We start from the raw sequence: 20417 nt of genomic DNA on the forward strand, positions 1-20417 counted from the left end.
CATGACCCAGCCCGCCCTGACGATCTCCCGCATCCTGCACGCCGGCTACGTGTTCGCCTGCGGCGGCACGCGCATCGCGTTCGATCCCATCTTCGAGAACCCGTTCAGCCGCAACTGCCATGCCTTCCCGGCCGTGCGCTTCGATCCCGAACAGATCCGCCGCCAGCGTTTCGATGCGGTCTTCATCTCGCATTTCCACGACGACCACTGCTCGCTCGACAGCCTGGACCTGCTGGACCGCGCCACGCCGCTGCATATCTACTGCCAGTTCGACGAACTGTTCGACATGGTGCGGCAGCTGGGTTTCACCAGCGTCACGCCGCTGGCGCTGGACGTGCCGGTGGACGTCGGCACGTTCCAGGTGATCCCGCGCGAAGCGATGGACGCGGACGTGGACTCGATGTTCCAGGTTCGCGCGGCCGGGCTGAACGTGCTCAATGTGGTCGACTCGTGGATCGACGACGGCACGCTCGCCCAACTGGTCGAAGACGGCCCATGGGACATGGTGCTGTGGCCGTTCCAGACCATGCGCGAGCTCGAGGTGCTGGCGCCGTCGCGCTTTGCCGCCGCGCCGCCGGCGCTGCCGGAGGAGTGGATCGGCCAGCTGCGTGCCCTGGCGCCCCGTTACGTCGTGCCCAGTTCCTGCCAGTTCGTGCAGGAGCCGTGGTCGTGGTACAACCGCGCGTTCTTCCCGATTTCCTATGCGCGGTTCGCGGAAGAAGTGAGCAGGGCGCTGCCGGCGGCCTGCGTGGTGCGGCTCGATCCATCGGTCTCGGTGACGCTCGATCCCGTGTGGCTGCGGCCCGCGGCGCCGCTCGACTGGGTGATCCCCGTCGGTGCGCAGGACGTCGATTACGGCTATGAAGGCAACGCGGCCGCGCCGCATACCGGCGAGATCGCGCGCCACTTCGCAGCGCTGACGGCGCCGCAGCTTGCACGCGTGCTCGACTACTGCCGCGTGGAGCTGCCGGCGAAATATGGCGCGGTCGACGCGGCATCGGAATATTTCGACCAGCCGCGCATCTGGCTGCTCACACTCTACGACCACGCGGGCGCGGCCACGCATTTCCGCTACCGGCTGGAGCCCGGCGGGCCGGCGACCCTGGACGACGGTGCCGGGCCGCCGGGCTGGACTACCGCGATTCCCGCCGCGAAGCTGTGGGCCGCGCTGGAAGAGGGCGAGTCGCTGACGTCGGTGTACCTGCGCGTGAATGATCCAATCGATCCAGTAAGTGATTCGATCGGCGATGGGGCGTTCGATGCCGCGGCCGAACGCGAGCTCGCGGAGGCCGACGTGGTCGACGATCCGCTGATCCGCTGCCTGTTCAGCGATACCTTCGGCGCCTACCAGGCCGCGCAGCTGCGCCGGCTGCTGGCGCGCGGCTAGATCACTTTCCCAGCAGGTACAGGGACCGGTTCCAGTCGTCCTGCCAGGCGTGCAGGAACTCATGCGACGCGAATGCGCGCTTCAGGGGGCCAAGCGGCACGCCGTACACGTCGTGCAGGCCCAGCGCCAGCGTGACGGGATTCCACACGGCGTTGCGCTTCGATTTTTTCGCGCTGGCCTTTACGCGCGCGCCGTCGTCGCCGAAGATGCCGATCGCATCGTCGAGCGCCTTGTCCATGTCGAGCCGTGCCAGCCGGCCGAACGCCGCCAGGACGTCGGCCTTGCCGATGCCGTAGGGCGACTCGCTGGCCGCTGCCGGCGGCCGGGCCGCCGCCTCCGCTTCGTGTTTCAGTTTGCCCGCCAGGCGTTCCAGGTCTTTTTTCTGGAAGCGCAGCGCGTCGAGCGGCCTGCGGAACCCCGGTTCCGGCAGGCGCGCGACGATCTTATAGGCGTCCTTCGTCATCGTGATCAGCACGTCTTCGCTGCCGGCCGCCAGGCGGGCGATGTCGCCTTCATAGAAGATCGGCGCGGCGTAGCCGCCGTTGGCGTCGCCGAACAGCTCCGGGTATGCCGGGTCGTAGTCCAGCCACACGTACGGCGTCACGCCCTGTTCGAGCAGCCGTGCCAGCGTCCACGGCGCGGCGGTCCGCGCCTCCAGCCAGGCGCAGGCTTCGGCAATGGTGGCGCGGAAGGGCAGGTCGGCGTTGTTCATGATGTTCTCGGCTGGGCAGGATCGCGGGCCGCCATTGTAGTGTACCGCCGGAAAACCGGCCGTTGCGCGATAATAGCGCCCCGACAATATCAGCCATGCGGCCGGCGGCCGCCGGCACACGAGGAAACGCCATGCAAGAGTTGATCGCGCAGCTGCTGCGCCTGTATTTGCCCGTGCTGCCCGAGGGGGCACCGTTGCCGGAGGGGCTGGAACAGCACCTGGAGGGAAGCGTGACGCACACCTTCGATCTCGCCAGGGACGGCGCGGTGCGCGCCATCGTCATCCCGTTCGATATCGGCGCCGGCGACGGCGCCGGGCAATGGGAACGGCTCTGCGCTGTGGCCAATGCGCTGCAGGGCGAGCTGGGGTTGCCGGCGCCGGCGGTGAGCATTTCCGGCGGCAGCGGTTTCGCGCTGTGGCTGTCGTTCGACGTGCCGGTACCGGTTGCCACGGCGCGCGAATTCGTCGACCTGCTGTGCGCAGCGTACTGCCCCGAGGCAGGCGTGCCCGATCGTGGCGTGACGGCGCCGGTTGCACTGCCGCCGTGCCGGAACGCGGCCAGCGGCAAGTGGGCGGCCTTCATCCACCCCGGCATGGGCGCGTCGTTTGCCGACGAGCCGGCGCTGGAGATGGCGCCGCCGTCCGCCGCGCAGGCAGCGTTCCTGCAGGGCCTTCAACCGATCGGCGAAGAGCAGCTGCGGCATGCGCTGGACGTGCTCCGGCCGGCGCCCGGCGAGCAGGCGGAGCAGGCGGCGCCGTCCACCGGCGAGGCGCCCCGCGGCCTTCCGGCGGCGCGGGCCGGGGATGATCGACCTGGCGGTGCCGTTCCGCCGGACCTGCTGCTCAAGGATGCGACGCTGGAAGACATCGTGCGCTTCCTGCATGCGAAAAACATCGAGCCGACCTTCCGTCACGTGCTGCCGCCGCGCTGAAGGATGCGCTGAAGGAGGCGCCGACGACGGCGCGGCGGCACCGGCAGTCACGCTGCGTGCCGCGCCGGCTGAACCGGCGGCCGCTTATTTCTTGCCGGCCTTGTCCTTGCCCTTGTCGCCGCCGGCAAACAGTTCGATCTTGCTGGTCGGCCCGGACACGATCAGCAGGTCCGCCGGCAGGATGCGCGTTTCCGGCTGCGCATGCCGGAAGTCCTCGTTCAGGCGCTTGACGCCCACCACGGTCACGCCGTGCCGCGAGCGCACGTGCGACTCGGCCAGCGTCATGTGATGGGTGTCGGCCGGCGCGTGGATCTTGGCGATCGCAAAGCCATCCTCGAATTCGATGAAGTCCATCATCCGGCCGGTCATCAGGTGGGCCACGCGGGCGCCCATGTCCGCTTCCGGGTAGACCACGTGGTGCGCGCCGATGCGGGTGGCGATCTGGCCGTGCTCCGGCGTCATGGCCTTGACCCAGATATCCTTGATGCCCAGTTCCGTCAGCACCATCAGCGTCATCAGGCTGGCCGCCAGATCCGAGCCGATCGCCACGATCGCGTGCGAGAAATCGGCCACGCCCAGCTGCAGCATCACGTTCTCGTTGGTCGAATCGGCCTGCACGGCATGGGTCAGGCGGTCGCCCCACACCTGCACCAGGTCTTCCTTCATGTCGACGCCCATCACGTCGTGGCCCAGGTGCATCAGCGACTGCGCGACGGCGCCGCCAAAGCGGCCCAGGCCGATGACGACGACGCTGTCGCTGGCGGAAAACGCGAACTGTTCCGTAAAAATCCTACCCCACAATTGGATGCTCCTCAGGATAACGATAAGGCATGCGCCGTTCGCCGATGACCAGCGACGTCGCAAGCGTGATGGTACCGACCCGGCCGAAGAACATCAGCAGCGTCAGCACGAACTGGCCGGCCGGCGGCAGGTCGGCGGTGATGCCGGTGGACAGGCCGGCGCTGCCGAAAGCGGCGATCACTTCGAAGATGACCTGGTCGGTGGGGAAATGCGAAATGCGCAGCAGAACCATGGTGCCAGCGGCCACGATCACGCTGCCCACCACCATCACCGTGATGGCCTGCCGCTGCGCCGACGCGCCGACGCGCCGCCCGAAGGCTTCGGTGTCCGCGTGGCCCTTTGCTTCGGCGATCACCAGCAGCACGAGGATCATCATCGTGCCGACCTTCACGCCGCCGGCGGTGCCGGCGCTGCCGCCGCCGATGAACATCAGCAGGTAGTGCAGGGCCCAGGTTTCCCGGGTCAGCGCGGCGACGTCCACCGTATTGAAGCCGACGGTACGCGCCGACGCCGACATGAACAGGCCGTTCAGCAGCTTGTCGGCGACGGACAGGGGGCCGAAGGTCTGCGCATTGTTCCACTCGAACAGCAGGATGGCGAAAAAGCCACCGGCGACCAGTATCACCGTGCCGGCCAGTGTCAGCTTGGTATGCAGCGACCAGTGGCGCGGGTCGCGGCAGCGCTCGCGCAGGTCGTTCAGGATGGGGAAGCCGATACCGCCGACCACGGCGGCGATCATCACCGGCAGCAGGATCAGCGCATCGCCGGCGTAGCGGATGAAGCCGTCCGGATGGATCGAGAAGCCGGCGTTGTTGAATGCCGACACGGCATGGAAAAAGCCGCTCCACGTGGCGTCGCCCCAGGCCATGTCGTGGCCGAAGCGCAGGCGCAGCGTGAGCACGGTGCCGATGACGAGCTGCGACATGATCGTCACGCCCAGCACCAGCTTCGCCACGCTGGAAATATCGCCGACCCACAGCGAACGTGTCTCGGTCTGCGTCACCAGCCGCGTGCGCAGGCGCGGCGAGCGGTTCACCATCAGGCCGAGCAGGGTGGCCGCCGTCATCATGCCGAAGCCGCCCAGCTGGAACATCACCATGATCGCCGACTGGCCGAAGGTCGACCAGTAGGTGCCCGTGTCGACCAGCACCAGTCCCGTCACGCAGATAGCCGATACGGCCGTGAAGAACGCCACCATCGGCGGCGCCGCCTCGCCGGCGGCGCGCGCCATGGGCAGCATCAGCAGCAGCGTGCCGACCGCGATCGCCAGGGCGAAGCCGAGGATGACCGTGCGGGCAGGGTGGAGGACTGTCTGTTTCAAGGTTCGCTGGGCGGGCCGTCCGGGCGCCGGGGGGCTCGGACAGGGGCAGGCATGGTGGCAAAGACCGACATGGTAAACGATGGCACCGCCCACACCCGAAAACCGGTGACAGGCTCCGGTTTTCTTGCAACATTTCCAGGAACCGGAGGCTGCGCGCGCCCGCCCGCCACAGGGTCTTGCGTGGAACCGCCCGGCGCGCAGGCGGCGTCGTGCTTATGCCGGCAGCGCTTCCACTTCGCCGTCCGGAACCCAGCGCTGGCCGGCGCGCGTCACCAGCAGGCGCTCGGCATGGGCCAGCCGGGCGTCGGCCTCGACGATGTTCAGCATCGCCACCAGCAACTGGCGCTGCAGGCCGGGTTCGGTGATGTCGGCCAGCAGGCTGTCCAGCAGGTCGGGGCCGATTTCCACCGCGCCGTTGCGCACGGTGCCGCCCAGCATGTCGCTGCACAGCTCATCGAGCACTTCGCTGAACAGGGTCCAGTCGATGCCGAGTTCCTGCAGCACCGGCGCATCTTCCAGCACCTGCAGTTCGGCCGGGTCGAGGTGGCCATCGACCACCATCGACAGGGCCAGGAGGCGGGCACGGGCCCGCGGGCTATTGGTTTCGTAGTTTCGCATCATTGCATCCTTTGTCGGGTGAAGCGGCCCCGCGGGGCCGCTCCGGTGATTACTTGTCGGTTTTCTTCGGCGGCAGCAGCAGGCTGGCCACCACGCTGGCACCGATCAGGAAGGCCACCGTGACCAGCGAAGCCTCGACCGGCATGTGGTACCACGGCATGATCAGCATCTTGGTACCGATGAACGCCAGCACCAGCGCCAGGCCATACTTGAGCAGGTGGAAGCGGTCGGCGATGTCGGCCAGCAGGAAATACAGTGCACGCAGGCCCAGGATCGCGAACAGGTTCGACGTGAACACGATGAACGGATCGGTCGTGATCGCGAAGATCGCCGGGATCGAGTCCACCGCGAACACCAGGTCCGTCACCTCGATCAGCAGCAGCACCAGGAACAGCGGCGTCACGTACAGCAGGCCGTTACGGCGCACCATGAATTTCTCGCCATGCTCGTCCTCGGCCACGCGCAGGTGGCGCTTGGCGAACTTCAGGATCGGGTTCTGCGTCACGTCGGGCTCCTGCTCGGAGGCCATCAGCATCTTGATACCGGTGAACAGCAGGAACGCGCCGAACAGGTACAGCACCCACGAGAATTCCTTCACCACCCAGGCACCGGCCAGGATCATCACGGCACGCATCACGATCGCGCCCAGCACGCCGTAGATCAGCACGCGGCGCTGGTATTGCGGCGGTACCTGGAATGCGCCGAAGATCAGCAGGAACACGAACACGTTGTCGACCGACAGCGCCTTCTCGATCAGGTAGCCGGACAGGAATTCCAGCGCCTTCTGGTCGGCGACCACTTCGCCGACTGTGCCCTTCAGGTGCCACCACAGGCCGGCGTTGAACAGCAGCGCCAGCGTCACCCACACGCCGGACCAGGCCGCGGCTTCCTTGACGCTCACCTTGTGCGCCTTGTTGCCGCCGAATACAAACAGGTCCAGTGCCAGCATCACCAGCACGAAGGCCACGAATCCGGCCCACATCCCGGGCGTGGCAATATTTTCAAGTCCAGTCATTTCGACCACCTTCTTATGGAGTATCAACATGCGCAGGATACCGGCGCGCGATTCATTGGACAAATCGAATATACTTGGCTAATACATCGAAAAACTCGAGTAATTGCATCCATGCTCACATTCTGTAACCGCACGCTGACGGACGGCATCGCCCAATGAGCCTCAACTACAAGCATCTACGATATTTCTGGATGGTGGCGCGCACCGGAACGATTGCGAAGGCGGCCGAGCAGCTGCACCTGACGCCGCAGTCGATTTCCGGACAGCTGAGCGAGTTCGCCGACGCGCTGGGTGTCGAACTATTCCGGCGCTCCGGGCGCACGCTCGAGCTGACCGAGGCCGGCACGCGCGTGGTGAGCTACGCCGACACCATCTTCCGTACGGGCGACGAACTGGTCGAGGCGCTGCACGACGAGTCGGTGCACGCCACCCGTTTCCTGGTCGGCTGCGCCGACTCGGTGTCGAAGATGGTGGCCAGCCAGGTGCTGGCGCCGGCGCTGGCGCTGGCCGAGCCGGTGCGCCTGGTGTGCCGGGAAGGGCGGCTGGCAACGCTGCTGGGCGAGCTGGCCGTGCACCGCCTCGACCTGATCATCGCCGACCGTCCGATGCCGCCGCACCTGTCCGTGCGCGGTTTTTCCCATCTGCTGGGTGAAAGCGTGCTGAAGATATTTGCCGCGCCGGCGCTGCTGGCACGGCTGAAAGGGCCGTTCCCGCAATGCCTGGACAAGATGCCGATGCTGCTGCCGGGGGAGGATTTCGCCACACGGCCGCGCGTGCTGAAGTGGCTGGAAGAAAACGGCGTGCGGCCGCGCATCGTCGGCGAGTTCGACGACAGCGCGATGATGAAGGCCTTCGGCCGCGCCGGCGCCGGCCTGTTCTTCGCGCCCGGCGTGCTGGCCGACTACATCTGCCAGCAATACCAGGTGGAGCAGATCGGCGAAGCCGGCGACGTGGTCGACCAGGTGTATGCGATCACCACGGAGCGCCGGCTGAGCCACCCGGCCACGGTGGCGATCAGCCAGGAGGCGAAGAAGCACCTGTTCCGGACGTAGGACCCGGTACGCTGCTTGCCGTTGCGACAACCCGGCCCTTACACTGCACCTGCCGGAGGGTATGCGCAGCGCGAAGCGGACTGCGAGGCAAGCCAGTCCGGTATCGAGCGGAGAACAAGAACGATGGTGAGGCGATTCGCATGGTTGCTGGGGTGTGCCGCGCTGCTCGCGGGCTGCGGCGATGCCGGCCGCGGGATCGGGCCGGAAAAGCCGGAACGTCCGGATACGCAGGAAGAATGCCGCGCACAAGGAGGGGAGTGGATCCTCTACCCGATGGGCCAGTTCCATTTCTGTGTCATCGGGACGAGCGACAGCGGAAAAGCATGTTCCGACGATGGTCAATGCCAGGGCGACTGCGTTCCGGCGGAACACGAGGCCGCGCTGCCCGGTGTCTGCGCGCCGACCTTGCCCCTGCCGGGCGGGTGTCCGAAACATCTGGTCGATGGCAAGGTGGTCGAGGAGCCGTGCATTTGAGGATCGACGTGCCAAACCACTTGTATTGACCGGCATCCGGATGTAATGTTTGCATTACATGCTGTAATGTTCAGCGTACCTGGAGGTCGACATGGCCGTGATTGTCCTGAAGCTCGTTGCCTGCGCGTTGTTCGGTGCGCTGCTGGCACAACATTGGCTGCCTGTCGGAGCCGGCCTTGCCGGCGCGGCGGCCATCATCCTGGCTGCCCGCTGGCAGCGCGCGCGATGGCACGGCGACAGTGCCGCGCCCGAGGCTGCCGAACGCTCGGCACTGCTGTCGATTGCAGGCACCCTGGTGTGCCTGGGCTACTTCCTTGCCATGCTCTATCAGATTGCACCGGAGCTGGACGTGCATGCACGTGTCACCCGCAGGATGGCAACCGAGCTGTGGATTCTCATCGCCGCCTCGCTCGTGGCGCAATGGATTGCCCGGGCACCGACAGCGACACAGGACGAGCTCGATGCCAGCATTGCGGCCGGCGCCCTGTCCGCGTCGTGTTACTTCCTGCTGGCGCTGCAGGCCATCCTCATCGTGATGTTCGGCCTGCTCGTCAACGCTGGCGACGCCCTTCGTTCCGTCGACCTGCTGGCGCACCTGTTCATCGGCAGCTGGATGCTGGCGCACGTCTTCCATGGTCTCTACCGCGTGCAGGCTTATACAAGCCTGCGGGCTGCGCAGGGCAAGATTTCATGAGCAAGGAATCGCCGATCGGCAACCACATACGGCGTCTTCGTTTCGAGCATGGCGAAATGTCGCAGGAGGCACTGGCGCAGACCGTCGGTATTACCCGGCAGACCGTGATTGCCCTGGAAAGCCTGCGCTACGCGCCATCGCTCGCGCTGGCGATGAAAATCGCCGACGTCTTCGGCAAGCCGGTCGACGGGGTGTTTTTCTGGCGCGAGCAGGAAACAGGCATGCCTCCGGCTTCGGTACGGACGCGTTGACGGTCGGACAGGCATTGGCTGGGTACATCCACAGCGGGAATCACGGATGCACCGGCTGCCTCCGCAAATGCGGAGAGGAATTCTCGATGAGTAGATTGGACGATGGGCATCATTACTGATTTTTTCTCGCTGCCACGCAGCCATGGCGCCGGCAGGTTGTCGGCCTCCGCCGCTCTGTGCCTCGCGATTGCCGCCTTTGCGCTGAAGCCCGCACTGAATGGCGATTCCGACATCCCCGACAGGTCGGCGTTGCGCATCGCACATGGACATGTGACGAGCGTCACGGCAGAAAGAAGCAGCGTGACGTTCTTGCTCGGCGGGCTAGCCGGGTCATTCGAATACCCGGCGAAAGCCGGCGCGAGTGCCCTTGTCGACTCCGCGCTTCGTGCAGCCGGCCGCAGGGACGTTGCGGTGCTTTACGATCCCGGGGCCCCCGGCAAGCGGCCAGGGGATGCCAATTCCCGCTATCCTGTCTGGCAGGTTTCCATCGGTGGAAACACCGTCCGGTCGTTTGCGGAATGCAGGGATGCCTGGCGTGCCGACAATGCATGGGCACGCTGGGTGCTGGCCTTTTCCCTGGTTGCGGGAGTGTACTTCGCGGTACTGGCGCTGAAAGCCCGAAGGCCGCGGGGATTCAGGTAGAGGGAACCGGGCGGCGACTTCCTTCGCGCTGCGATTCCCGATCCGTCCCTGCACGACTCCACTACCGCGGCTTGTCGAGGGGGAATCCAGGTGCACGCCATGCAGATGCGACGCAACAGCGCGCGAACGGCTGTCGCGTGTGCGTTGCGCACGGGCATGTTAAGCTGGAAGAAACATATGAAAAGGGCAAGTCAATGAACGATTGGGTGAAGACCGGAATCATGGGTCTTGACGAAATATTGCATGGCGGTATTCCGCGCAACAACAACCTGCTGGTCGAGGGACCGCCGGGCTCCGGCAAGACCACGCTGGGCCTGGGCTTCATCTACCATGGCGCGCGGGATTACGACGAACCGGGCGCCATTGTTTCGTTCGAGCTCGATCCGGCCAAGCTGCTGCGCGACGCGGCCGGCTTCGACTGGGACCTGCAGGGCATGATCGACCAGGGCAAGATCAAGATCATCCAGACCAGCCCGGCTGTGCTGCTGAGCGAATTCCGCAGTGCCGACGGTGCCTTCACGGAAGCGCTGGTGGCCATGGGCGCCAGGCGCCTGCTCATCGACGGCCTGACGCCGATGCGCCTGTATGCCGAAGTCAACGACATGCCGTTCCGCGAGGATGTGCACCTGCTGATCGAAGGCCTGACGCGGCTGGGCGTGACGGCCATGGTCACGGCCGAGAAGGACGAGTCGCTCACCGGCGTGTCGGCCCACGAGCGGTTTGTCTTCGACACCATCATTTCGCTGACGCGGGAAGAAATGCGCCGCCGCGTGCACCGGCGCCTCGCGGTGATGAAGTCGCGCGGCCAGGATTTCATCGGCGGCAGCCACACGATGCGCATCGAGCCCGCCGTGGGCGTTCACGTCTATCGCCGCGCCCAGTCGCGCCCCATTGCCTCGGTCGACCAGCCGACGTCGGAAGAGCGCCTGTCGACCGGTTCGGCGGCGATCGACAAGATGATGGATGGCGGCATCTATAAAGGTTCCGTCACGCTGGTGAGCGGCATTTCCGGCACCGGCAAGACCGTCCTGAGCGTGCAGTTCCTCGCCAATGCGATCAGGGATGGCCACAAGGCGATGCTGGTCAGTCTCGACGAGCACCCGGCCCAGCTGATGCGCAACGCGCGCTCGCTCGGCTTCGACCTGCAGGCACTGGTCGACGCGGGCGACCTGTTCATCCACTACGAGTCGCCGCTGGAACTGGAGCTGGACGTGCACTTCGAGCGCATCGTCCGGCTCGTCGAGGAACAGCAGATCGACTGCGTCGTGTTCGACTCCATCGCCGTGTACGAGATGACCAGCCGCAGCGAAGTGGCCGACTACCTGTATGCGCTGGCAACGTTCTTCAAGAACCGCCTCGCCACCACGCTGTTCAATTATGAAAGCCCGGAACTGCTCGGCGTGTCGCAGATCAGCGAAGAGCTCAAGGGCTCGCACCTAGTCGACAACATCATCCTGCTCAACTACGTGGAGGTGTCCACCGTGCTGCGGCGGGCGATTGCCGTGCCAAAAGTGCGCGGCAGCCGCAATACCCAGGTGACACGCGAATACAGCATCGGCGTAGGCGGCCTGCTGCTGCTCGACGAGAGCGACGATGAAACCCAGGCCGGCGCCGTGCCGCAGCTGCCGTTCTCCTCGTATTACGGCTTGCTGTCGCGCTCCCCATCACGCCAGAGTCCGCTAATCGAAGGCGCCGTCGTCAAGGGCGAACCCATGCCGGAATCGGCGGACCTGCCGACCGACCAGCCAAAGTGATTACGGTCAACCTGCCGGGCAAGACGCCGGTCAACTGGGACGACTGGGAAACCCCGCTGCTCCAGTTTGCCGAGGCGACCGGCCTCGTCACGTCCGCATTCGATCTTGCCGGCGTGCGGCGCATTGGCCCGAAGACCGGCTCGCGCCTGTCCGCCTTGCTGGCCCGTTCGACCCTGTGGGCCGACGACGGCCCGGGCACGGCGCTCGAGCGCACGCTGGTGCAGTCGGTCTGCGCCGATGGCCAGCCTGCATCGGCACAGTTCGGCGGGTTGCGCGTGTGCACGCAGCCACTGCTGCTGGGCGGCGAACTCTACGGCGTGGTGGTGTTCGGCTGGCGCTTCGCGGACTTCAGTTCGCCCCTTGAATGCGAGCGCATCGCCCGGCAGATCGGCCTGCCGGGCCACCAGCTGTGGAACGAGGTACGCCTGGATGCGCCCGTATCCAGCCAGCGCATGGCGACCTACGCAGCGCTGCTGGGCACGCTGTCGCGCACGCTCGACCGGCAGCGCGAGATCATCGACGACCTGACGCGCGTGAGCCGCACGCGCGAACTGTTCCTGGCCACGGTATCGCATGAGATGCGCACGCCGCTGTCGGCCCTGTCGCTGCGTATCGAGGTGATGCTGCGCACCATTCCCGACCTGCCGCCAGCTGTCGTCAGCGGGCTGGAATCGATGCGCGTCCATGTACGCCAGGAAGCCGGCATGGTCGACGACCTGATCGACGCCGCACGCACGCTAACCGGGCAGATGTCGATCACCCGCACGCCGATCATGCTGGGGCAGGTGCTGCGCGATGCGATCTCGACCGTGGAAACGTTCGCGCACACCAAACATATCGTCATGCAGGTCACGCCCGCCGATCATGGCGACGCGATCCGCCTGCGGGCGGACGGCCGACGGCTGCAGCAGGTCATCTGGAACCTGTTGTTCAATGCCACCAAGTTCACGCCGGACGGCGGCGTCATCCGCATCAAGGTCGGCTGCACCGGCGGCATGGTGGCCATCGATATCGCCGACTCGGGCCAGGGCATCGAAGCGGACGATCTGCCGCATGTGTTCAGTGCCTTCACGCTGCAGCAGGACAATAACGCCACGGGGCTGGGGCTGGGCCTGTACATCGCCCGCCGCATCGTCGAGCTGCACCAGGGTACGCTGAGCGTCAGCAGCGCCGGGCGGGGGCAGGGCGCCACCTTTTCGATCCGGCTGCCGGTGGCGGCGGGCCAGGAACTGCCGGCATAAGCGCATTGCGATGTGGTGCACCCGCTCAGCGGTACCGGCGCCGGGCTGAACCTGTCCTCGGCGATGCCGGGACAGGCACAATACTGCAAGGCGACTGCCACCAGCGATCAAACCGGCTTCCGCGAGGCTCCCGGCTGCCGGAGCGACCGTCGCCATCATTACATCAAAGGGATGAATCGTTTTATGAGTGACACATTCAGCACTTCCATTCCTCACCTGCTGACGCAGCGATTCAGGCTCCGTGAATACCGGCGCGAAGACTTCGACGCCTTTGCGGCGCATCTGGCACATCCCGAAAGTTCGGTCCACCTGGGGACGTGCGATCGCCAGACGGCCTGGCGGCTCTTCAGTTCACAGGCCGGGCTCTGGCTGCTGCACGGCGCTGGCTGGTGGGCTGTGGAGAACAGGCAGACCGGCCAGCTCGTCGGCAGTGTCGGCGCGTTCTTTCGCGAGCAATCGACAGTGATGGAACTGGGCTGGAACACTTATCGGGCTTTCTGGGGGCAGGGAATCGCCAATGAAGCGGCGGCGGCCGTCTTGCGTTACGCATTCGACATTCGGGGCGAGCCGAAGGTGTATGCGCTGATTGCTCCCGCCAACGAATCGTCGCGCCGTGTCGCCGAGCGCCTGGGGATGGCGCATGAAATGGACACTGAGCTGTACGGCAAACCTGTCGGAAGCTATTCCCGTACGCGTCAAGGCTGAACCCGGGCGCTGTTGAGTACCGGATGACACCGAAGCGCTGGCACGGCCGGTAGACCCTGCAGGGGCGCCACTTCCGGATACCGGCTAGCTGCTGGCGCACCGTTCATTTTCATGCACCAGGAACGCCTCCAGCTCGGCCAGCGGCATCGGCCGCGCGAACAGGTAGCCCTGGCCCTCGTCGCACGAGGCGTCGCGCAATGCCTCCATCGCCGTGCCGCACTCGATGCCTTCCGCCACCACCGACAGGTCGAGCACGTGCGCCATGTCGATCAGCGCCCGCACGAAGCCATCGCCGGCCGGGTTGCCGGCCACGAACGAGCGGTCCAGCTTCAGCACGTCGATCGGCAGGCGCTTCAGGTAGGAGAGGCTGGAATAGCCGGTGCCGAAATCGTCGATCGACAGCCGCACGCCGAGCGCCTTCAGGCCTTGCAGCACCTGCACGGACTGGTCGAGATCCTCGATCAGCGCGCTCTCCGTCAGTTCCAGTTCCAGAGATCCTGCCGCCAGGCCCGACTCGGCAAGCACGGTGCGCACCTGGCCGATCAGGTCGGGCGAGCGCAGCTGGCGCGCCGAGACATTGACCGATACGTGCAGCGCCAGGCCTAGCCGTTCATTGATGTCCTTCACGTCGCGGCATGCCTGGCCCAGCACCCAGCGGCCGATGGTGCCGATCTGGCCCCGTTCCTCGGCCAGCGGAATGAACTCCAGCGGCGGCACGCGGCCGAACTCCGGATGGTCCCAGCGCAGCAGCGCTTCGACGCCCAGCGTGCGCAGCGAGCGCAGGTCGACGCGCGGCTGGTAGTGCAGCGAGAACTGGCGGTGCTCCAGCGCACGGTGCAGTGCTGCTTCAAGCTGCAGGCGGCGCCTGGCTTCCAGGCACATTTCCGGTTCGAAGAACTGGAACGCGCCATCGCCCAGCGCCTTGGCCTTGTACATTGCCGTATCCGCCTTCTGGAACAGCTCCTCGGTCGACGTCACGCCGATCCCGGCCAGGCTGATGCCGATCGATGCGCCCACGCGCATCTCGATGCCGTCGGCCTCGAATGGCCGCGTTATCGTGGCCAGCAGGCGCCGGGCGATGGCGGCCGCCGCATCGCGGCCCGCGCAGTTCGCCGCGACGACGAATTCGTCGCCGCCCAGCCGGGCCACCGCGTCGCCCGGCCGCATGCACGATTGCAGGCGCTTGCCCACCTGCCGGAGCAGGCGGTCGCCGGTGGCATGCCCCATCGAATCGTTGACCTCCTTGAAGCGGTTCAGGTCGATGAAGAACACCGTCGTCGTGCCGTGGCCCTGGACCAGCATGTCCGACACGCGCCGGTTGATCCAGCTGCGGTTCGGCAAGCCTGTCAGCGCGTCCCGGTTGGCCAGTTCTTCCAGCCGCGCCTCGGCGCGCTTGCGCTCGGTGATGTCGGTGATGAAGGCCGTCAGCGAGCGTGCCCGGCCGTGCGCGTCCAGCTCGATGGTCTGGTTCACGAGGGCCACCACCTGCCGACCCCGGCGGTGCAGCAGCACCGTTTCCAGTGCATGTTCGCGGTGACCGGTGTGGCGAACGTTCAGCGCCGCGCTGGCATCGCCGTCGACCAGGATCGCCGCCACCGGCTTGCCGACCAGTTCGTCGCGCGAGTAGCCGGACAGCTGGCACAGTGCGGGATTGAGGTCCTCGATGATGCCGTCGCCGTTGACCAGCAGATAGCCGGCCGGCGTGATGCGGATCGTTTCGCGGAAGCGCCGCTCGCTGTCGCGGATCCGCTGTTCGTGCGCCACACGCTCGGAGATATCGTGGAAGAACACCGACAGGCCTTCCTCGTGTGCATAGATGCGCTCGCTGACCCAGACCCCCACCGGTTCGTAGAACGCTTCGAAACTGTCGCTTTGGCGGCGTGCCATGGCCGTGCGCAGGTGCTGGCCGACGACCGATTCCGCCAGTCCCGCCGCCACGTCCCACACCACCTTGCCGATCGCCTCGTCGCGCTCCACGCCGACGAACGCCGCCGCGCGATTGTTCGCGTACACGATTTCCCAATCCGTGTTGACCGAGAAAAAGCCGTCGTTGATGCTCTCGAGCAGGGTACGGTTTTGCTCGGCCATGTGTTCCAGGCGCCCCAGCATTTCCTTTTCCCGCGCGATCTGGCGCGACACGAATACCGCGCCCAGGCAGTCGCCCGTCTCCGGATCGATGACCATGCGTGTTTTCGATGCCAGTTCGAGATAGCGGCCGGCGGTATCGCGCTTGCGGATTTCGATGGCGTTCGGGCGCGCTTCGCCGGCCAGGATGCGCCGCATGTCGTCGTTGGCATGGGCGTGGTCGTCCGGATGCACGAAGTCGATCGCCGGTTGTCCGATCAACTGTTCCCTTGTCCAGCCGAGGCTGCGCGTGAAGGACGATGAAATGTCGATATAGCGCCCGTCCAGGCCGCAGAACGCCACCAGGTCGGTTGCGTTGTCGACCATGAGCCGCAGCGTTGCCGCACCGCGCACGGCATCGTCCAGCGCATCGCGCCGTGCCGTCACGTCCACCAGCGCGCCCGCGAAGCCGCCGCCCTGTGGCCGGGGCAGGCCGGTGACCAGCACGTGGCGGCGCCGGCCGTCGCTGCAGGCGACCTCCAGCTCGCATTCGAAAGGCTGCTGCCGGGCCAGCACGCCGGCGAGCTCGCGCGCCATGGCCGCGCCGTCGCGCACCGCGACCGCCGCCATCCAGTCCGCCAGCGGCATGCCGGCCATTTCCGGCAGCAGTCCGGGGCACCACGCCAGCGGGGCCGCGCACACACCTTCGGCATCGGTGGACCATGCCAGGTGGAGAAGCGGTTCTCGGATCGTGCTGGGTTCGCGAATCATGGTGGGGCGGCCTCGTCTCGTGAACCGGGCGCCGGGCCTCGCTCACATGCTGGATGTTCGATCGGAAGAATGGCCAGGCCAGTGAAAGATGGGGCCGGCAGCTCACGGTGCCTGGATGGCGGGCGGGCAGGGAGTAGGGCCGCGGCGGGAGCAGAATCGCGACTGTACCACAAATAGTTCCATGCGGCAACATACTCGCAGACTTGCGGCTTGCTGGCGGCGTGCTTGTGGCGCCGGGGCAACTCTTGCCTGTCCAGGTGTAGCGGGCGCGCTCCGGCGCGGCTTATTGTCCAGCTTTTTCGCCGGCCTGCATGCCCGGCACGCCGGCCCGGATCGCCCGCGAGAAATCGCTGCCATCGGTATCGGCCCGCAGTGCGCGCGGGTTGATGAAGCCGCGCCGCTGCAGCTCGTGGTACGGATAGCCCGGCACCAGCGCGCCCTGGTCGTAGGCGTATTCGGCGAAATGGCCGGAAGCCAGCAGCCGGTAGTCGATCGGCAGGGCGGGGGCGATCTGCCGGGCCAGGTCGAAGACGACGGTGGTGCAGTTGCTGGTCAGCGTGTTGTAGAACGCCGGCGTGTGGCGCAGTTGCGCCGCTTCGGCCAGGTAGGCAAGGAAGACGGCGCGCAGTTGCGTCGGCGTGGCGCGCAGCCGGTACAGGTAGACCTGTTCGCCGCGCGCGTTGCTGCGGGTGCGCACGATGTCGCGTTCGTCCGACGCGACCAGTACCTCTTCGAATTGCCGGAAGAAACCGCCGATCGCGGAAAAGGCTTCGTGGCGTTCCTTGCGGATTTCCAGCGAAAACACCAGCTTGCGGCCGTCCGAAAATCCGAACGAGACCAGCGTATGGGCGATGTGCGGCCCCATCCAGTACGACAGGATCAGGTCGGCCGAGACCAGTTGTGCCAGGTCGTACTGCCGGGTTTCCCAGCGCGGCGTGTAATCGGTTTCGCTGCGCCAGGCGAAATTGCGCACGTTGCGCAGCGTGACGACGTCGCCGGCCACGTCGGCCTCGAGCAGGCGGGCGACGTCGTCGGCCCAGGCCCTGCCGTGCGACGGCCGGATCGACTGCCACCAGGCGGCCATCGCCATGGCCGCCACCGCGCAGGCCAGCGCGATGCCGATACGGCCGCGCCTGCCGGGCGGGCGCCACAGGGCCAGCAGCGTGGCGAGGCCGAGCACGCACCAGGCGGTGCCGGCGGCGATTGCGTGCACGCGCGGCAGGTGGAACCACGGTGCGAGCGTGCCCCAGGCCGTTGCCAGGACAAGGACGAGCGTTGCCGGCACCTTGACCAGCAGCGCCCGGGCCAGGCCGCTACGCATGGCGTGGCGCGGTGCCGGCCAGGCGGGCGGCAGCCGGAGAGGGGGCGGGTATCGAACTGGACATTGCCGGGATTGTAGCCCGGCGCGGGCGGACGAGCCGCCGTGCAGCCGGACGGACCGGTGCGGACGCGTGCCGGATGCGATCGCGACGCGATTCGCGCGCACGTCACCGGGCGCCGGCGGTATCGTCGCCGGCTGGCACCTCGGCAAGGGCTTCCAGCAGCGCCTCCGGCGACACGGGCTTGACGAAATGGCGGTCGAATCCGGCGGCCGCGGCCTGTTCGCGGTCTTCCGCGCGGCCGTAGCCGCTCAATGCGAACAGCACGATGCCTTTCCGGTTCGCGCCGTGCTCGGCCGCCCGGTCGCCGGCAATGGCGCGGATCTCGCGCGCCAGCGCGTAGCCATCCATGCCGGGCAGGCCGATGTCGAGGATGCAGGCATCGGGCAGGCCGTGGCGGACCGCCTCCAGGGCCGATTCCGCGTCGTAGCGGGTCTCGCAGCGGTGCCCGACGCTGCGCAGCAGGATGGCCAGCGTATCGGCGGCATCGCGATTGTCGTCCACCAGCAGCAGGTCCAGGGCTTTCCCCGGGCCGTCCGGTGGCGCGGCGGGGGCGGGGGCGTCCGGCAGCGCGATGGCCGGCAGCGTGACGGTGAAGCGGGCGCCGCGACCCTGGCCGTCGCTGGCCGCCTGCACCGTGCCGCCATGCAGCGCCACCAGGCCGGAGACGATGGCCAGGCCGATGCCCAGCCCGCCCTGCGAACGGTCGGCGCCACGTTCGCCCTGCGTGAACAGGCCGAACACGTGCGGCAGCAGCTCGGCCGGGATGCCGCAGCCATCGTCGCTGACGCTCAGCTGCGCATAGCCGCCGTTGCCAGCGGCATTGCCGTCTGCATTGCCACCGGCATGGCCCGCGGTATTGCCGGCGGCATGGCCGGTGCCGTTGCCCTCGATGGCCAGCGTGACGCCGATGCGGCCGCCCGCCGGCGTGAAGCGGATCGCATTGCTGAGCAGGTTGGCCACGACCTGCGTCAGGCGCGCGCGGTCGCCGTCGACCCCCACCGGGCCGGGCGGCAGCGCCGTCTCGAGCGCGTGGTGCCGCGCGGCCAGCAGCGGGTGGACCTGCTCGAGCGCGTCGCGCACGGCCTCGCGCAGGTCGAACGGGCGTGCCACCAGTTCGATCTTGCCGCGGCTGATGCGCGCCGCGTCGAGCAGGTCGTCCACCAGTCGCGACAGGTGCGCCGACTGCCGTGCCACGATCGCGGCGGCCATGGCCACCTGCGCCGGCTGGGCAATGCCGCGCTGCAGCAGCGTGGCCGCGGCGCTGATCGGTGCCAGCGGATTGCGCAGTTCGTGGGCCAGCATCGCCAGGAATTCGTCCTTGCGCCGCTCGGCCGCGCGCAATCCCTGCTCGGCCACTTCGCGGGCGGTCACGTCGATCGTGACGCCACGCAACTGTCGCACGCTGCCGTCGTCGCCGACGATGCAGCGGCCGCGCAGGTCGAGCCACAGCGTCGTGCCGCCGTCGGCCCGCCGGGCCCGCAGGATCATCTGGTAGTCGCCGCGCCGGACGATGGCCGCCGCCCGGGCTTCGAGCAGCCGCGGCAGGTCGTCCGGGTGGATCAGGTGCCATGGCTGGCGCAACGCGTCCAGCGTGGCGCCGAACAGGAACACGGCGCTGTCCGAGAAAAGCACTTCATTGCGGTCCAGGTCGAACTCCCACACGGCCATGCGGGCCGCCATCAGGCCTTCCTTCAGGCGCTCCTCGTTCAACAGCAGGGCCTCGCGCGCGCGGCGCGCTTCGGTGACGTCGACGCCGGACAGGAAGACCCCCGTCGGCAGTCCGTTGTCGCCGATGGGCTGGAGCGCGAAGTCGACGTAGCGCAGCCGTTCCGCCGTGCCGTCGCCGCTGCCGACATGCACCGGCGTCTCGCGCGCCGCGTACGACATGCCGCCGCGGAAGGCCGCGTCGAGCTGGGCCACCAGGTGGGCCGAGGCCAGTTCCGGCACGGCACTGGCGAACGGCGTGCCGACCAGGCCGCCGCGGCCGACCAGGGCGTCGAAATCCGTGTTGGTCAGTTCGATCAGGTGCGCCGGGCCGCGCAGGATCGCGACAAAGCCGGGTGCCTGCAGCAGCAGCCGGTACAGGTGATCGCGCTGCGCCTCGCTCTGCGCCACGCGCTGGTCGGCCAGCGCCTGTTCGGCGCGCAGCGCGCGGCCCGCGTAGAGCCGCCCCAGGCCGCCCAGGTAGATCGAGAGGATGCCGAGCAGCGCGTATGCGGCGACGGCGGCCGGTTCGCTGCCGGCCCGGACGGGCGATGGGCCGTGCGGGGCGAGCATCCATACTCCCGCAGCCAGACCGGTGGCGAAGATCAGCAGGGCCGGTCCGCGGCCAAACGCGGCGGCCGCGAACACCAGGCACGGGATGAAAACGAGGAAGGGCGCCCGGCCGCCGTCGAACTGCCACTGCAGCATCTGCAGCGCCACCGCCAGCACCGCCAGCAGGACGGCGCCGCCCCAGCGGGCACCTGCGCCGAGCGAGGCCATCCTGCGTACAACGCGAGCGTCTCCGAACATGGTTGCCTTGTCGTGTGGCGTGTGCTGTCCTTTACTGAGCCACAGTTTAGCAATGCCCGCGCCGCCCTCGCGCACGTCACGCGGCCA

18 protein-coding genes are annotated in these 20417 nt (G+C 67.3%); 10 read left to right on the forward strand and 8 right to left on the reverse strand.

What is annotated here, in order from left to right; genetic code table 11:
* The first annotated feature begins 1 nt into the window (after nt 1).
* Nucleotides 2-1387, forward strand: coding sequence for an MBL fold metallo-hydrolase (locus tag ACY34H_RS22010; protein WP_464979603.1), 1386 nt, complete (start codon nt 2-4; stop codon nt 1385-1387).
* 1 nt (nt 1388) lies between these two features.
* Here the strand turns inward: ACY34H_RS22010 and ACY34H_RS22015 are convergent, their stop codons facing one another.
* A complete protein-coding gene (locus ACY34H_RS22015; RefSeq protein ID WP_464979604.1) occupies nt 1389-2099 on the reverse strand; it encodes a hypothetical protein in 711 nt (236 codons plus the stop codon).
* A 131-nt stretch (nt 2100-2230) separates the two neighbouring features.
* On the opposite strand from ACY34H_RS22015, the gene ACY34H_RS22020 reads away from it, so the two are divergent.
* Nucleotides 2231-3031, forward strand: a complete 801-nt coding sequence (locus ACY34H_RS22020; RefSeq protein ID WP_464979605.1) for a hypothetical protein — start codon at nt 2231-2233, stop codon at nt 3029-3031.
* 84 nt (nt 3032-3115) lie between these two features.
* Here ACY34H_RS22020 and ACY34H_RS22025 read toward each other — a convergent pair whose 3' ends face one another.
* The 4 genes from ACY34H_RS22025 to ACY34H_RS22040 all read right to left on the reverse strand — a co-directional run bounded on the left by ACY34H_RS22025 (nt 3116) and on the right by ACY34H_RS22040 (nt 6786).
* A complete protein-coding gene (locus ACY34H_RS22025) occupies nt 3116-3832 on the reverse strand; it encodes a potassium channel family protein (RefSeq protein WP_464979606.1) in 717 nt (238 codons plus the stop codon).
* Nucleotides 3822-5153, reverse strand: coding sequence for a TrkH family potassium uptake protein (locus tag ACY34H_RS22030; RefSeq protein ID WP_464979607.1), 1332 nt, complete (start codon nt 5151-5153; stop codon nt 3822-3824). The genes ACY34H_RS22025 and ACY34H_RS22030 overlap by 11 nt, the downstream gene beginning before the upstream one ends.
* Before the next feature lie 213 nt (nt 5154-5366).
* Nucleotides 5367-5774, reverse strand: a complete 408-nt coding sequence (locus ACY34H_RS22035) for a tellurite resistance TerB family protein (RefSeq protein WP_464979608.1) — start codon at nt 5772-5774, stop codon at nt 5367-5369.
* A 46-nt stretch (nt 5775-5820) separates the two neighbouring features.
* A complete protein-coding gene (locus ACY34H_RS22040; protein WP_464979609.1) occupies nt 5821-6786 on the reverse strand; it encodes a TerC family protein in 966 nt (321 codons plus the stop codon).
* A 155-nt stretch (nt 6787-6941) separates the two neighbouring features.
* Here ACY34H_RS22040 and nhaR point away from each other — a divergent pair, with 155 nt between their 5' ends.
* From nhaR to ACY34H_RS22080, 8 genes are all read left to right on the forward strand, one after another.
* On the forward strand, nt 6942-7838 hold the full coding sequence (nhaR, locus tag ACY34H_RS22045; protein ID WP_464979610.1) for a transcriptional activator NhaR: 897 nt from the start codon (nt 6942-6944) through the stop codon (nt 7836-7838).
* A gap of 123 nt (nt 7839-7961) precedes the next feature.
* On the forward strand, nt 7962-8312 hold the full coding sequence (locus ACY34H_RS22050) for a hypothetical protein (RefSeq protein ID WP_464979611.1): 351 nt from the start codon (nt 7962-7964) through the stop codon (nt 8310-8312).
* A 91-nt stretch (nt 8313-8403) separates the two neighbouring features.
* On the forward strand, nt 8404-9006 hold the full coding sequence (locus tag ACY34H_RS22055) for a hypothetical protein (protein WP_464979612.1): 603 nt from the start codon (nt 8404-8406) through the stop codon (nt 9004-9006).
* Nucleotides 9003-9257, forward strand: coding sequence for a helix-turn-helix transcriptional regulator (locus tag ACY34H_RS22060; protein WP_464979613.1), 255 nt, complete (start codon nt 9003-9005; stop codon nt 9255-9257). The genes ACY34H_RS22055 and ACY34H_RS22060 overlap by 4 nt, the downstream gene beginning before the upstream one ends.
* A gap of 102 nt (nt 9258-9359) precedes the next feature.
* Nucleotides 9360-9899 carry a hypothetical protein gene (locus ACY34H_RS22065; RefSeq protein WP_464979614.1) on the forward strand — a complete coding sequence of 180 codons (540 nt, stop codon included), beginning with the start codon at nt 9360-9362 and terminating at the stop codon, nt 9897-9899.
* Between the two features lie 194 nt (nt 9900-10093).
* Nucleotides 10094-11653, forward strand: a complete 1560-nt coding sequence (locus ACY34H_RS22070; protein ID WP_464979615.1) for an ATPase domain-containing protein — start codon at nt 10094-10096, stop codon at nt 11651-11653.
* Nucleotides 11650-12894 (forward strand): sensor histidine kinase, encoded by a 1245-nt coding sequence (locus ACY34H_RS22075; RefSeq protein WP_464979616.1) that lies wholly within the window; start codon nt 11650-11652, stop codon nt 12892-12894. The genes ACY34H_RS22070 and ACY34H_RS22075 overlap by 4 nt, the downstream gene beginning before the upstream one ends.
* A gap of 12 nt (nt 12895-12906) precedes the next feature.
* The gene (locus ACY34H_RS22080) at nt 12907-13599 is read left to right on the forward strand and encodes a GNAT family N-acetyltransferase (RefSeq protein ID WP_464979617.1); all 693 of its coding nucleotides are present in this window, start codon (nt 12907-12909) and stop codon (nt 13597-13599) included.
* Nucleotides 13600-13683: 84 nt separating this feature from the next.
* Here ACY34H_RS22080 and ACY34H_RS22085 read toward each other — a convergent pair whose 3' ends face one another.
* The 3 genes from ACY34H_RS22085 to ACY34H_RS22095 form a co-directional block, all read right to left on the reverse strand.
* Nucleotides 13684-16434: a sensor domain-containing protein gene (locus ACY34H_RS22085; RefSeq protein WP_464979618.1), complete on the reverse strand. Its 2751-nt coding sequence runs from the start codon at nt 16432-16434 to the stop codon at nt 13684-13686.
* Between the two features lie 283 nt (nt 16435-16717).
* Complete coding sequence (locus tag ACY34H_RS22090) at nt 16718-17755, reverse strand: Lnb N-terminal periplasmic domain-containing protein (protein WP_464979619.1); 1038 nt, start codon at nt 17753-17755, stop codon at nt 16718-16720.
* A 166-nt stretch (nt 17756-17921) separates the two neighbouring features.
* Nucleotides 17922-20330: a hybrid sensor histidine kinase/response regulator gene (locus ACY34H_RS22095; RefSeq protein WP_464979620.1), complete on the reverse strand. Its 2409-nt coding sequence runs from the start codon at nt 20328-20330 to the stop codon at nt 17922-17924.
* Between the last annotated feature and the right edge of the window lie 87 nt (nt 20331-20417).

It is taken from the genome of Pseudoduganella sp. jia 9 (genome assembly GCF_055502615.1).

What these genes read in the sequence shown, in the direction of transcription:
- ACY34H_RS22010 (WP_464979603.1), top strand. Translation starts at nt 2, where the DNA reads ATGACCCAGCCCGCCCTGACGATCTCCCGCATCCTGCACGCCGGCTAC.
- ACY34H_RS22015 (WP_464979604.1), bottom strand. Translation starts at nt 2,099, where the DNA reads ATGAACAACGCCGACCTGCCCTTCCGCGCCACCATTGCCGAAGCCTGC.
- ACY34H_RS22020 (WP_464979605.1), top strand. Translation starts at nt 2,231, where the DNA reads ATGCAAGAGTTGATCGCGCAGCTGCTGCGCCTGTATTTGCCCGTGCTG.
- ACY34H_RS22035 (WP_464979608.1), bottom strand. Translation starts at nt 5,774, where the DNA reads ATGATGCGAAACTACGAAACCAATAGCCCGCGGGCCCGTGCCCGCCTC.
- ACY34H_RS22040 (WP_464979609.1), bottom strand. Translation starts at nt 6,786, where the DNA reads ATGACTGGACTTGAAAATATTGCCACGCCCGGGATGTGGGCCGGATTC.
- nhaR (WP_464979610.1), top strand. Translation starts at nt 6,942, where the DNA reads ATGAGCCTCAACTACAAGCATCTACGATATTTCTGGATGGTGGCGCGC.
- ACY34H_RS22050 (WP_464979611.1), top strand. Translation starts at nt 7,962, where the DNA reads ATGGTGAGGCGATTCGCATGGTTGCTGGGGTGTGCCGCGCTGCTCGCG.
- ACY34H_RS22055 (WP_464979612.1), top strand. Translation starts at nt 8,404, where the DNA reads ATGGCCGTGATTGTCCTGAAGCTCGTTGCCTGCGCGTTGTTCGGTGCG.
- ACY34H_RS22060 (WP_464979613.1), top strand. Translation starts at nt 9,003, where the DNA reads ATGAGCAAGGAATCGCCGATCGGCAACCACATACGGCGTCTTCGTTTC.
- ACY34H_RS22065 (WP_464979614.1), top strand. Translation starts at nt 9,360, where the DNA reads ATGGGCATCATTACTGATTTTTTCTCGCTGCCACGCAGCCATGGCGCC.
- ACY34H_RS22070 (WP_464979615.1), top strand. Translation starts at nt 10,094, where the DNA reads ATGAACGATTGGGTGAAGACCGGAATCATGGGTCTTGACGAAATATTG.
- ACY34H_RS22085 (WP_464979618.1), bottom strand. Translation starts at nt 16,434, where the DNA reads ATGATTCGCGAACCCAGCACGATCCGAGAACCGCTTCTCCACCTGGCA.
- ACY34H_RS22090 (WP_464979619.1), bottom strand. Translation starts at nt 17,755, where the DNA reads ATGCGTAGCGGCCTGGCCCGGGCGCTGCTGGTCAAGGTGCCGGCAACG.
- ACY34H_RS22095 (WP_464979620.1), bottom strand. Translation starts at nt 20,330, where the DNA reads ATGTTCGGAGACGCTCGCGTTGTACGCAGGATGGCCTCGCTCGGCGCA.